This window comes from Delftia sp. CH05, assembly GCF_009827015.1.
In the GTDB taxonomy this organism is placed as follows: Bacteria; Pseudomonadota; Gammaproteobacteria; order Burkholderiales; family Burkholderiaceae_C; genus Comamonas; species Comamonas tsuruhatensis.
This window is the reverse complement of the sequence record NZ_WUMG01000017.1, coordinates 91,815-104,671: the sequence shown is the minus strand read 5'-3', so window position 1 is coordinate 104,671 and position 12,857 is coordinate 91,815. Positions and strand designations below refer to the sequence as shown.

5 protein-coding genes are annotated in these 12,857 nt (G+C 66.4%); all 5 read right to left on the bottom strand.

Annotation, left to right across the window (positions count from 1 at the left end; translation table 11 throughout):
* The coding region (locus tag GRX31_RS15615) for an IPTL-CTERM sorting domain-containing protein (RefSeq protein ID WP_160853497.1) at positions 1–640 on the bottom strand (640 nt) is incomplete at its 3' end.
* A 116-nt stretch (positions 641–756) separates the two neighbouring features.
* Positions 757–9,501, bottom strand: coding sequence for an LPD38 domain-containing protein (locus tag GRX31_RS30830; protein ID WP_237426691.1), 8,745 nt, complete (start codon positions 9,499–9,501; stop codon positions 757–759).
* 62 nt (positions 9,502–9,563) lie between these two features.
* Complete coding sequence (locus tag GRX31_RS15600; RefSeq protein WP_160853495.1) at positions 9,564–11,141, bottom strand: hypothetical protein; 1,578 nt, start codon at positions 11,139–11,141, stop codon at positions 9,564–9,566.
* The gene (locus GRX31_RS15595) at positions 11,138–11,896 is read right to left on the bottom strand and encodes a phosphoadenosine phosphosulfate reductase domain-containing protein (protein ID WP_160853493.1); all 759 of its coding nucleotides are present in this window, start codon (positions 11,894–11,896) and stop codon (positions 11,138–11,140) included. The genes GRX31_RS15600 and GRX31_RS15595 overlap by 4 nt, the downstream gene beginning before the upstream one ends.
* On the bottom strand, positions 11,896–12,693 hold the full coding sequence (locus GRX31_RS15590; protein WP_237426690.1) for a hypothetical protein: 798 nt from the start codon (positions 12,691–12,693) through the stop codon (positions 11,896–11,898). The genes GRX31_RS15595 and GRX31_RS15590 overlap by 1 nt, the downstream gene beginning before the upstream one ends.
* Positions 12,694–12,857 lie beyond the last annotated feature (164 nt).

Below are 12,857 nucleotides of genomic sequence, written 5' to 3'. Positions count from 1 at the left end.
GAGAGAGAAGCACCAACCCATACTCGCTCAGTGTGGGAATGGCCGCAGCCGATGGGCCGGGACCTGCACCGATCTGCACAGTGGGCGGAACCGTCGCATTGGTGCGTACCACCGTCGCACCGGGACCCAGGTTGATGACCGCAGTGCCGCTGGCAGCCTGCAGCACCACAGGCTGACCAGGCACTCCCTCGACGGTCAGCGTCCCGAGCACGGTGATATTTGCCCCGACAGGCAGCACAAAGGTGCGGCCCGTGCTGCTCCTGATGGTCAGGTTCTGCACGACCAGGGTGCCGCTGAGCTGGCTGGTGTTGCCCGGATCGCAGCCGTCGCGCAGCTCGATCGTGTTGTTGCCGGCATTCAGTGATCCGTTGATCTGCAGGTCCCCGCCCACCGACAGCGTTCCGCCACTGTTCGTGATGGCAGCGGTATTGGAGAACGTAGCCGACGAATCGACGGTCAGCGCGCCGCCCAGATCCAAGGTTCCCTGCATGTCCAGAGAAGAGCAGGACAGGTCCACCGCCCCGCCGGGCGGGACAACCAGAGAGCTGCCCGGTGGGTAGGACCACTGGGCCGCGGCATTGGAGGAGAGTAGGAAAGCAAAGCCGACCCCTGCCAGCCATCGCGAAAGAGAAAACGTCATCAAGCAAGCTCCGCTGGGCATCAGGACCGCAGGGCACGGTCACAGTTATGCGTTAAAAGTGTCAAGCATTGTCAACTGAAACAATATGCAAAACATTGAACTCTTTAATCAAGAAGTCATTCGCGTTTGCCTTCCCACGATTGAGAGACTTTCGCTGACCCTAGCGTTCGGTGTACTTCGTGATTCAGCAGACGCATGGACAGCTCAATCTCCTGATTGATAGCCCTGACCTGATCGCGCTTGTCCGCAGCCTCGCTCGCCTGTACGCTGCGGCGGAACTTGCGGAGATCCGAAATCTTCTTGTCCAGTGCCTTGGCTGCGTCATGGGCCCTGGCCAGAGGAACGTCAGCCAGCACCGCATCTGCATCCTCGCCGCGCTGAACGCGGGCCTTGAACTCGTTCTCGCTGACATTGATTCGCTTGAGGTTCTCGTAATAGGCGTTGCTCTGGCCGTTGGCGCCGCGCGTGTTCCCATAGAGCCGGCCTGCCAGAACAACCTGGTGCGGCGCCAGTTCCTCGCCAGTGAAGGCGGACGTGGCCATGGCCACGGCCTTGTTCAACTCGCGGCCCACGCCGCCAGTGATCTGTTCCACCAAGTACTCGATGGCCTCTGGCGTCGGGCTGGCAGCGCCGGGCCGCCATTCGTTGCCGCCCGTCACGGCATTGGCAAAGGTGGCCATCCAGCGGTAAGGCTCCGCAGTCGAATCCTTCACCCGGCTCACGCCCGGCGTCGGGTCGTTTGAATTCCGGTCCTCTCGGTAGATCTCCCGTCCTGTCCAGTCCTTGTTGCGAGCCAGGGCCAGCGCGGGATCAAACCAGGTGGGCGACGCCATCTGCCCCAGATCAGCAGACCCGCCCAGCGGGTTGTAGGCATCGAGGGCCAGCACGGCCATGTCCAGGACGTGCCCCATTCGGCTCTTGGTCGGGTCGTCATGAACAGCCATCTCCACAATGGTGCGGCCGATGTTTGGGAACACATGGAACCCCAGCGGCAGCGGGATTGCTACGTAGTCCTGCCTGCCCAGGGGGATGATGATCGCCCGCTCCTTCACAAACTCGGGGATTTTCTTCCATTCGTCGTCGGCACCATCGCCGCCGCCCATCATCAAATGCCCCGCCATGGCCGAAGCCATGCCCAGGGCCACGCCACCCATCATGATCTTGCGCCCGGCAGGCCCCGCCAGCGTCTCCAGCATGCGCTTGTTGCCCTGGATCGCCGCATTCAGGAACGCAAAATGCGCCCCCACCACGGAGGTGTTGCGGCCCTTGCGGTTGAAGTTCACCGTGATGTTCTTGGCGATGCTGGCAGCTTCTTGGCGGCTGATGCCCTGGTCCAGCGCGGCCTTGTAGACACCGAGGCGCGTGGTCGCCTCCAGCGTTTCGTTGAAGTCGGACAGCCAGCCCAGCAGGGCCCGGCCGCCGGCGGCAGCTGACGTGCCCAGGCCAGCCTGGTCCAGCGCCTTTTGCAGTGCCTTGGCGCGGTCCTTGGGATCGGCATGCAGGTCGCGATAGCCAGTGGTGCCGCCGTCCAGCTGCAGCTGCTCCCACAGCTTGGCCCATTCGCTCGTGCCGGCGCCCTCCTCCCGACGCTCGCGGCGCAGATCCTTGTAGATGGCGCGCGTGTTTCGCCGGATGTTGCGGAACACCTCGGCTTGCTTCCCGGCCAGTGGCGTGGTGGACAGCTGCAGCATGGCGCCCTGCAGGTCGCGCGCCAGGTTCATGACCCCGAACACAGGGTTGTACTGGGTGTTGACCGAGGAGAACCACCGCGTGATCCAGGCCGCAATCCGCGTGAAGCGGTCCAGTTCCATGGCATCCAGGTTCTTCATGGCGATGGCGAGGCGCACGGCCTTCTCGTTACGCTCGTTGAAGACGATGTACCGATCCTTGCCACCAATGCGCACCGTCACCACGTTGTCGCGCGCCTTGGCGCCCTGATCCACCATGGTCTTGACCAGGCCCGTATCCGTGTCCAGTGCCTTCTTCTTGGGCAGTTCCAGGCTCCACAGCTCTTTGTCCGGGTTCTGCGCTGCCAGCAGGTACATGCGCTTGACCACGTTGTTCTTTTCGCCGCGCGTCAGCGCCGCCTCTCGCTGCATGACGATGTGGCTGAGGATGTTGGTCACGCGCTCGTTCGAGCCCGTGCGCCTCTTCGATGCATCTCCCTTGGTGCTGAAACCCTGGCCGATGGGATGAGCCTTGCTGTCCGGATGGGCTTCGTCGCGGTGCAGGGGCACGTAGTGCTGGTAGGTCTTGCGCCAGGCCGCCAGCGTGGCCTGGTCCATGAGGCCGTAGCTCTCCAGCGTCTTTAGGGTGCCCTCGTTCATGCGGTCCACGCGCGCGGCCAACTCGTCCAGCACCTGGCGCTGCTCGGGGCTGTAGCCGTCCATGATCGCCTTGGCCTCAGCATCGCTCATTCCCGACAGGGACAGGCGTTCCTCCTCGGTGCCATCGAAGGCCTCGGCGCTGTTCCAGCGGTCTTGGTCGATGAGGGCCTGGCCCAGCGCCTTCTGCACCGGGCCAGTGGCCATGCCCCGGGCCTGGGCGCGCTGCAGCTGGCGGCGTAGATCTTCCACCGTCTTGCCAGCGGCATCGCGCTGGGCCTGCAGCTGCTGGGCGCCGGGGTTGCGCTCGGCCATGACGCGGTTGGCTTCGGAAGCGTGGCGGGCGTGCAGGAAGCGTTCCAACTCCTCGATGGCGATGCCCGTGGCGTTCAGGCGCCGCAGCAGCGGCTGTACTTCGTCGCGCAGGAAGTTTGCCGTGCGCTTGGCCACGCGCTTGTGGTACAGCTCCTCGCCCCTATACGCGTCGTTCGTCTCGCTGACGGTGCCGTTCAGGGCCTTGATGTGTTCCTGGATGCGCTTGAGATCGATGAACTTGTCCTGCCAGGAATACAGGAAGTCATCCACCGAGCGGTAGCCGGTGAGGTCCGCCACCTTGTCCTGCAGACGGCCCAGCCTGCCCTTGGAGGGTTCTGGCGTGGCCGCGCCGGCAGCGGGGCCGCGGCTGTAGAAAACGCGCAGCTTGGGGCTGGGGTCGCCTAGAACTTGTGCGTGCCGCTCAGCAAACCTTCCCAGTACAGCGCCTCGTCCCCGTCGATTGCCTTCACCCGCGCTGCCCTCTCCGCGTAGAAGGGCACGCCAGACAGCCGCTCGCGCAACTGTTCGCCAGCCAGCTTCCGCTTCTGCCGGTCCGCTTCCAGCCACTGCACGTCTTGCTCGGATGGATTGTCCAACCAAGCCAGCCAGTTGCTGTCTTGATAGTTGCTTCCCGGAATTGGAAAGTCGGAACGATCCACTGTCTGCGTCATATTCAATCTGGTTGGAGGTTGGGAACGCATTATCCGTGGCAGCCACGCTCGCCGCAATCATGCGCTCCACATTGCCGACGTCATCCCCGTAGATCCAGCGCAGGCCCGGCACTCCGTGACCACCGCGCACCTGGTCAGGGTGTGGCGCCAGGTGGCGCGTGGTGCCGAACTTCAAGGCGCTGGACAGCATCTGCTCCAGCCGGCGACGCAGCGCGGTCTTGCTCAGCCCGTGAGGATCGCCGATGAAGATGCTGTCCGTGTTGTGCGCGAAGGTGGCGGCGATGCTGTACGCCATGGCACCCGAGTCCCCCTGGGACAGCTTGGACACATCCAGCCACACGTCCGTGGTAGGAGGCACATCCTCCGGGTTCTCGCCTGGCCGGCCGGCCACGGCCTCCATGCCCTCCGCCGTGTAGAGCATGTCGTAGACCTGCTCTCCGTAGGGATTGGGCTGGCGCACCGACAGCGTGGCCTTCTTGCCATCCGGCATCTTCAACGTGTATTCCTGCCGACCGGCAATGCTCACCGGCCTGCTCACCTCGATGTCCGGAGCGTGCTCCTTGGCGATGGCCTTCAGATCCGTTTGCTTCGACTTTGGCAAGGTGAACAAGTCGTCCAGCTGGGACAGCTCCTGCAGCGCCCGCCGGCCAGCGCCGCTGTCCAGGCTGTACTTGGGCCGTGCCGACACCGCCGATGCAGCGGCCGCCGCACCACGCTCCACCCAGCGGCGCGCAGGCAGGATGAAGTCGCGGATGATCTCCGCGTCCGTCATGGCCAGGTCGCGCAGCGCGGGCACATGGGTGCGCAGCCAGGCGCGGATGGCGGCGACGGCGCGGCGGACAAAGCCGAGCTGCGGCTGTGTCTCGGCCATCTCGGCCAGCACCTCCTCGGCCGCGTAGCGCCGGCCCACCAGGTCGTCCAGCTCGCCATACTCCTGCAGTTTGGCGCGCACCTCGCGGGGGCGGGCCACGATGAGCTGGTCCAGCACCGCATCCAGCTTCTCGCCGAAGGCGCCGCGCAGGCCGTGGTGGCCCAGCGCCTCGTGGTACAGCACGCGAGCCGCTTCCTCCGGCGTGGCCAGCTGGCTCGCAACCAGGTAGACCTCGCCATCGAAGTAGAAGCCCTTGGGCACGCCCTCCGCGCCCTCGGCCGCCTGCAGTCGCTCCGTGTCGCGCGCCTCCTGGGGCACGCGCGGATCCTGCAGGTCGAACACCACGTTGATGCGCGGCGCATTGGCCCAGGCCTGGCGCACTTCGTCCACGACCTTCTGCACGCGCGCCATGGGCGCCTGGGGCGCACGGCGCGCGCCCGCCGGCACCGAGCCACCAGCGATGCGCAGCAGTTCCTGGGCCAGGTCGGCCGTCATGGTGGGCGCCACGGAACTCTCCGCGCGCTTGAACGGCACGCCCGCCGGCTGCTGAGCCCCTTCCTCAAAGCGGGACAGCTCGCTGCGCGTGACGGACAGATCATCCTCGGGATACCAATAGATGTTCACCTTGTGGGCCTGGCTGCCGGTTTTTCCTCCGCCCACATGCGCAAACCCGCGATAGCCCATGTCCTCCAAGTTGTAGCGAATGCCGTCGAACCGCTCCTGCAGCTCGTCCGCACTCACGCCTTCGTAGCGAGACTCGGCGCGCGCCTCGTCGAACAGCTGGGCCAGCGTGGTGATGCGCTCGCCCGTCTCCGTGTTCTCATCGCGGGCCAGGCCGTCCAGAACGCGCTTGGCCATGGACTGCACTTCTGGCTCCATCGGAGCATCCATGTCATAAAGGCGGACAGGAGAGTGCTCGGCAATCTCATACAGCGTGGGCTCGCCGCCCTGCCCTTTGCGGGTGTAGCCGGCGGCGATGTCGGCGGCGTCTGTGGTGTAGAAGCCCTGGCCGTAAATGTTGAGGACGTTGCCGCGGTAGACGCCATCATTCGTGGGGCCGCCTGCGGGCAGCGGACGGCTGGTGCCATGCAGGCGCACGCCCGTACCGCGCGTGTCACGCAGCTTGGGCCGCTGGCTCACTGCAGGTGCTGCAGGTGCTGCAGGTGCTGCAGGTGCTGCAGGTGCTGCAGGTGCTGCAGCAGTGTCTGGCCGCGCTGGCCCAGCGGCGGCCGGTTTGTCAAAAACGCCCTGCTGCCCGCTCAGGGCATCCTTCGCGTCTTGGCCCAACTGGAAGTTTTCAGCGCTGGCGGCCTGGCGCTCGGCCACTTCCTTGCGTTCGCGCTCGGCCCGCGCGTCCGCATCTGCCTTGGCATCATCGCGTGCACGGCTGTGCTCGGCCTGCTCCTGCTGAGCCTGCTGGGCCTGGATCTCGTCGGGGGTGTAGCTGGAAAGCTCCAGCGCGGGCGCTAAGGCGCCGCTGGCGGCGTCTGCTTCTTGCCCTGGGCCGTCTCCGCGATCTCCAGCAGCTGCTCGCCCTGCTCCGTCTGGCTCTTGTCGCCGTGCTTCTGGCCCTGCTGCATCAGCACGCTCCCCAGCAGCATCGCTGCCAGGGGGTTCTCTGCTGCCTTGCGGGGCTGGGGCTTGCTGGGAGTCGGTGCTTGTGTCATTGGTCTGTTGTCGCGGTGGGACGGGTTGGCCGCTCAGGGCAGCAAGGATTGCGGCAGGTCCAACCTGCTCGCCGAACATATCACCGCTGGCAGAGGTCGCCAAAGCTGCTGCGATGTATGCGCGCAGGGACTCCACCAGGCGGTCACGGCCCACGGGCCGGGTTAGGTAGTGGCCGCTGTACAGCAGGCGCAGCACGCCCACCGTCAGGGCATCGGGCACGTCGCCCGTCAGCATGTCCACCTGCTGCACGGCATCGTGCAGGGCCGCGCGCTCGCGCCGGGCCTTCTGCACAAGGCGGATGGCCTGCAGCAGGTTCTCGGTCACGTCCACCTCGGCGTTGATGGCGCCGCGCTCGGCCGCAAGGCGCAGGTTGGCCCACTCTCCAGCTACGGTTTTGAGGGATTCGCCGATGGCGCGGATGTCGTTGTCGGTGGAGCCGAACAGCGATTCAACAAGGTCACCATCGCCGTAGGCCTTGTGCACCAGAGCCGCCTGCAGGCGGGTGACGCCGGCCGGTGAGAGCGCGCCGCTCGCATCCATCATGCCGGCCACGTCCTGGCCCTGCTCCTGCAGCTTGCCGATGAACGCGCGGGCAAAGTCCCGGTTTGCCGCACTGTCCAGGGCGCCGCTGTCGAACACATCCAGCACGCCGCCGTCCACCAGGGCGGCGTCCGTGGCGGCCTGCTCCGTGGCGGACAGGCCCAGGGCCTGGCTCTGGCTCTTGGCGCCCATGTTGATCTGGTTGTCCTTCTCGGAATACAGGCGCACCAGCACAGGGGCTTGCATGTTCCCAATGGAGACAGGATCGATGCCGTGCATGTCGCTGTCGGCGGCCAGCTCCTGCCGGTAGGCGTCGGCAGTGCCGCGCTCGTAGGCAGCGCGCAGGCCTGCCACGCGGCCGTTGTTCAAGGCCTTGACCGTGCCCGGGTGCGCTGCGTCGAACAGCGGATTGACGGCGCCGTCCGCGAAGTTGGACGGCTGCACGTCGGCCGCCTCCATCACGCCGTAGCGGAACGGCACGCGCTGGCCATCGCTCATCACGGCCACGTCGGCCCGGCCCAGCGCCTGCACGGCGTCGGCCTGGTCGCCCACGGCGAACACCATGGGCGCGCCAGATTCGGGGCTGCGCGAGACGCCCAGCCGCAGGTAGTCGGGGTTCTGGGCCATGCCCTGCATCTGCACCACGCTGGCCGGCCGGCTGCGGTCGCGGTTCTGGATCTCCTGCACGGGCGTGCCGGCGGCGCCCGTGCCCTCGGGGTTGGCGCCGGCGCGGCGTGTCTTCACTGCGGCCCATTCGTGCTGCAGCTGGTCCCAGATGGGCGTGCCCCGGCGCAGGGTGGCCACCTTCTCGCCGCGCTCGTGCACGAACTGGGGCCAGGTCTTGGACCGCACTGCACCAGGATCAAACGCCGGGGCCTGTTCGGCCGCAGCAGCTTCGGCGGCCACGGCCTGGGGCTCATCGCCCAGGGCTTCCAGCTCGGCCTCGCGCGCAGCATCCTGCTCCAGGCGCTGGGCCAGTGCTGCACGCTCCTCCTGCTGCACCGGGTTCAGGCCCGTGGTGCTGTCGATCACCTCCAGCTCGGCCAGGCGCGTGGCAGCCGTGGTGCTGTCCATGGATTCGGGCGTGCCATCGGGCTGCTGCACGCGCTGCTGCTCGGCGTGCTGCTCCGTCTGTGCCGGCGCCGGTGCCGGTGCCGGAGCAGACGCAGCTGCAGCGCCGTCGCTCTGGCCAGCATCTGCGGTCGTGGCCACGTCCGTGACCGTGTTGCCTTCGGCATCCTTGTAGGTCACGTCGATGACCGTGTTGCGCCCGCCAGCATCCGCCTGGCCGCCCCTACGATCCTTCACGCCGGCCACCACGCCCCGGGCAGCACCTGGTGCAGATCCGCCCAGCGCGCCAAGCACGAAGTTGGCGGCCGAGTCCTCGCCGATTTCTTTGCCGTGGGCAACGCTCTTGGTGCCCAGGTCCGAGGCCACGCCTTCGGCCAGCTCCTGCGTGCCCTCTTCCAGCCCCGAGATGCCAGCACCGGCCGCTGTCTTGCCCAGCACCGAGCGGCCGGCCACGCGGGCCAGCAGAGGGTCGAGCCCGCCCGTCACCAGCTTGCCGGTGAAGCGGTCGCCGAACGTGGCCACGGCGCCCTGCAGCAGCGCCGAGGCGTCCTCGGCCTTGGCGCTGGTGATGCGGCGTGCCTCGTCGGGCGCCGCGCCGGCATCGATCATGCGGCGGTACAGTGGGCTGGTGTCCAGCAGCTGCTCGTGCGACTGCTTGGCGATGAACTCCCGCGCGTTCTCCACGCCCTCGCCCGCTGCCATGGCGCCGCCCACCGCGCCGGCTGCGCCCGGGCTGCGCGTGGCCAGCGCCGTGGCCACCACGGGGAACATCGAACCGAACACGTCTGCGCCCTGCATCAGGAAGCCGCGCACGGACGGGTCCTTGCCGAAGTCGATCTCGCCCTTGAGCAGGTTGCCCGTGATCTGGGAGTTGGCCACAGCGTCCTGCGTGGCCTGGCTGGTCGTGTCGTTGATGGCCTTCTGCGCATCGCGGCCGGCACGGGCCAGCGTCTCGGCGCCCGGCAGGCGCACGCCCACGGCCGCGCGCTCGGCCTGCAACTCACGGCGGTCGCGCTGCTGCTGCGTCATGGGGCCGTTGATGGCCTCGTCTGTGTCAATGCCTGGGATGAAGGCGCCGCCGGGCATGACAGTGGCAGGGTCGCCACCGGCGCCGCTGCGCACTGTGGCGCGAATGCCCGACTGTGCAGCCTCGGGCACGGCAGCCACGCCAGAGAGGGCGGCGGCGCCCGCGCGTTTGAACACGTCGGTGACAGCATCTGCCACATAGCCGCCTATGCCCTGCGGCTTGGGCTTGGGCACATCGATGGAGATGCCGCCCAACTCGAACAGGTCCACGTCACCGGCAGGGGCCTGGGCTTCCTTCTTCGGCCTGGGATCGATACCGGCAATCTCGAACAGGTCAACACCGCCATCGGTGGTGCTTTTTGGGGTCTGGGGCATGCATTACCTCGCGGATGGAACACCGTCGAGGCTGTCAGGCTTGGTACGCCCCCCAGACACGCCTACTTGATGAGGCCTTTTGAGCGCAGCATGTCGCGCACCTGATCTTCAGACATGCTGTGTTTCTTAGCTGTCGCAGCAATTGCTTCCGGCGTCATGGCGGCCTGCACGGCCGAGGCACGTCCCGCCTTCTCGCTCCTCGTGCGCTTCACGTCAACAGCGTTGAACTTCACCAGCCCCTCGTCCACGTCCCGAATATTCGGGTTGTCGGCCATGAACTCCTGGAAGCGCCGCTCCTTGTCCATATCGCGCTTCACGGTGTCCTTCTCTCCCGCATACCGGGCGGAGATGGTTTCCCCAAATGCCTTTTGCACCTTCACAGGGTCGTAGTCGTACTTGGCCTTGGCTTTGTCAGCCCCTGGTGCCGGCACGATGCCCGCGCGCACACCCCGGATCTTGGCTTCCGAGATGGATGGGTCTGCCTCCCTTGCCAGTGCCTCGCGGATGCTGGGCAACTCTCGCTTCTGTTTGAGATTCTCGGCTTTCTCCTGCATGGTGAGCTTGTGTGCTGCTGCAGCGCGTGCATCAGCCCCGGCTGCGATGCGGCTGGCCTGATCGGCCCGCTTGTCGGCCTTCAACTGCAGCTGATTGCGGAACTCGTCCTGGCTGTATTGGTAGAGAGCGCCGGGGTTCTCCAGGGACTGGAGCATGGCCATAGCCTCGCGCTGGTCCTTGGCACGCAGCGGCGCCAAGGGCTTGCCATCGATGCCCGTGCGGTTCATCACGAGGCCGCCGTCCTTGTCCGCCTCGATGCCCGTGACCTTCGCGCCGCTGGGCACGAAGCGGTTGTAGAACTCGGCGACGGCGCCATAGTCCCCGCTGCCCAATGCGGCCATCGCGGGGCCGAGCGCCTGTTTGCGCTCGGCCGCGTCCATCTGGATCTTGATGTGGGCGGTCGAAAGATTGTCCTTGAACGCCTTTTCCGCTTCGGCCATGTAGCCGCCCTGGGCCAGCTTGAACGCACGCTGCTGGTTGGACTGCAGGTAGTCCGTGGCCGTGGGGGCTCGGCGCTTGCCGTCCTCTCCTATCAGCGAGGACTCGAAGGCCTGGCCCAGCTCCTTGTCCAGGGCCTCGATGCCATCCTCTCTGGCCCACTGCTTTTCCTCGCGCGCCTGGCGCTTTTCAGCGTGCTGGCCCTGGCGGAACTGCTGACGCATCTGCAGGCCGCGCTCGGGGTCCGTGCGGCCGACCACGTCGGCCATGGCCAGCATGCGCGTGCTGTCCTGCTGCTCGCGGCTCATCGACCCCGCCGAGCGCTCGCCCATGAAGTCGGTCACCCCCTGCATGGCGATGGTCTTGGTGTCGCCCGCATCGTTGCGCGCGACATAGGCCTTCTGCGCGCCATCAAAGTCGATCTTGTAGCCGTTGGAGGCCAGGCCTTCCAGTTCCTTGCCCTGGTCGGCGGTGTAGCCCGTGGACTCCACGGCTGTGGCACTGGCAATGCCCTTCAACGCCTCTTTCTGCGCCGCCTGGTCGCGCGCATCGTTCATTTGCTGACCGGCGCGATAGGCATCAGCAATGCCCCTCGTAAATTGCTGGCCCTGTGCCAGGCCTGCAGCGAAACCACTTCCCAAATTCATTGTTCGCACTCCTTCAATTCACTGTCCAACTCCTGCACCCGGCGCGCCAGTTCGGCGCGAATGGTCTGCAGATTCACTCGGTACTGCCCCACCTTGTCGGGGTGCAGCTGCTTGAGATAGGCGGCCTTGCCGTCGTCCCACCATGCACTGCAGTGCAGGCATTCGGGCGCGCTGATGGCACGGAAGGTGTCGTAGACGGCATTGCACGGGGCGCCCACGTCCTGCAGAAACTGGAACACCTGGTCATGGCTCCAGTGCAGCAGCGGCAGCAAAACCTCGTAGGCATCGCCTGGGCCGCGCGCCGGCACCTGGCCGGTGTCGGCCAACTTGGTGCCGCGAATCACCACCTCGATGCCGTCGGCCAGCATGCGCTGGTGCATGGGCTGCATCAGGTTGGCCACGCAGCAGTCCATGCGGCCCACCAGGGGCGTGTCGCTCATGCCGTAGGCGCGGCCGATCCAGCTCGATTGCGCCGTGGTCACGTCGCTCGGGATGCCATGGGCTGCTTTCCAGGCGAGCACGTCCGTCTGCACGGTGCGCAGATCTGGAATCCACGCGCGCACTTGGTCCACGACCGCGCGTGTTTCCGGGATGGTGTCGCCCGTGGAAAGCCAGTAGACCGGCAGGCCCTGCTCCACCAGAGGACGCAGCAGATACAGGCATGCCAGCGAGTCTTTGCCCCCACTGAAATGCAATGCAGCGCGCCGGCCGGTAATCGCCTGGCCCACGCTGTCGGCAATGTCTGCAGCCCGCATCAGAAGAACATGGCCGCAGCAGACAAGCCCGCGCCCACGATGGCACCCGTCCCGGCCCCCTGGGTGGCCTGCGACTGCTGGTAGGCCTGGGACTGCTGGCCCCACATGTTGGCCGCGCTGTTGCCGGCGCTCCCCGCCATGCCCGCCGCCTGCCCGTAGCCGGAGTTCAGGCCGGCCAGGCCGGTGTTGGCGATGTTCTGGCCCGAGGCGCCGTAGCCGGCCGTGGCCGCCGTCGTCTGCATGCCCATGGCAGGATAGCCGGCCAAGGCATTCGAGGCCCGGTCCGTCAGCGCCCGCCCTTCTGCACGCGCAGCGGTTCGGGCCGAGTTCTTGCCTGTCGCTGTGGCCAGCGCTTCACCAGCGGCCAGCGCATTGGACGCGGCACCATATTTTCCATCAGCGGGGTTGATGCCCATGCGGGCCATCTCTGCGCCCTGCGTGCGCTTGGCGCTTTCGTAGGCGTTGGAGACATCGGCAGCCGCCTGGCCGGCCAGTTCCTCGCGCTTGCCCTCCGTGTCGAAGGTGCGCGCATCCTCGATCATGGTGTCCTGCAGGCCCGTCAGCTTGTCGCGGCGCCCCAGCGCATAGTCGCGGTCGGCCTGAGACTGCTCCCAGGCCGTGCGGGACGTGTCCAGCGCGAACTGCGTCTGCTCCTTCTGCAGCGGCGCCATGTCGTTCGCGTTGCCGATGATCTGCTGAATCATGTCGTCCTGGATGCCCAGGTTTTTCACCTGGGCTTCTACCAGACGCGGGTCCGGGGCAGGCGTGCTGCTACCCTTGCCGCCTTCCAGCGTCATTGAGCCCCCGCCTCGTGGACGAAATGCCAGAGAGGGCAAAAATTCAAACTCAGTTCTGTGCCAACGTGCCATCGGAAACTCCTTCGCCTCCCAGCGTGGCAGGCTTGGCACGGGAGAGTGTAGGCAATAGCCTACAAAAGAATTAACTTTTTACTCCGCTATTT

What these genes read in the sequence shown, in the direction of transcription:
- GRX31_RS15590 (WP_237426690.1), bottom strand. Translation starts at nt 12,693, where the DNA reads ATGACGCTGGAAGGCGGCAAGGGTAGCAGCACGCCTGCCCCGGACCCG.
- GRX31_RS15595 (WP_160853493.1), bottom strand. Translation starts at nt 11,896, where the DNA reads ATGCGGGCTGCAGACATTGCCGACAGCGTGGGCCAGGCGATTACCGGC.
- GRX31_RS15600 (WP_160853495.1), bottom strand. Translation starts at nt 11,141, where the DNA reads ATGAATTTGGGAAGTGGTTTCGCTGCAGGCCTGGCACAGGGCCAGCAA.
- GRX31_RS30830 (WP_237426691.1), bottom strand. Translation starts at nt 9,501, where the DNA reads ATGCCCCAGACCCCAAAAAGCACCACCGATGGCGGTGTTGACCTGTTC.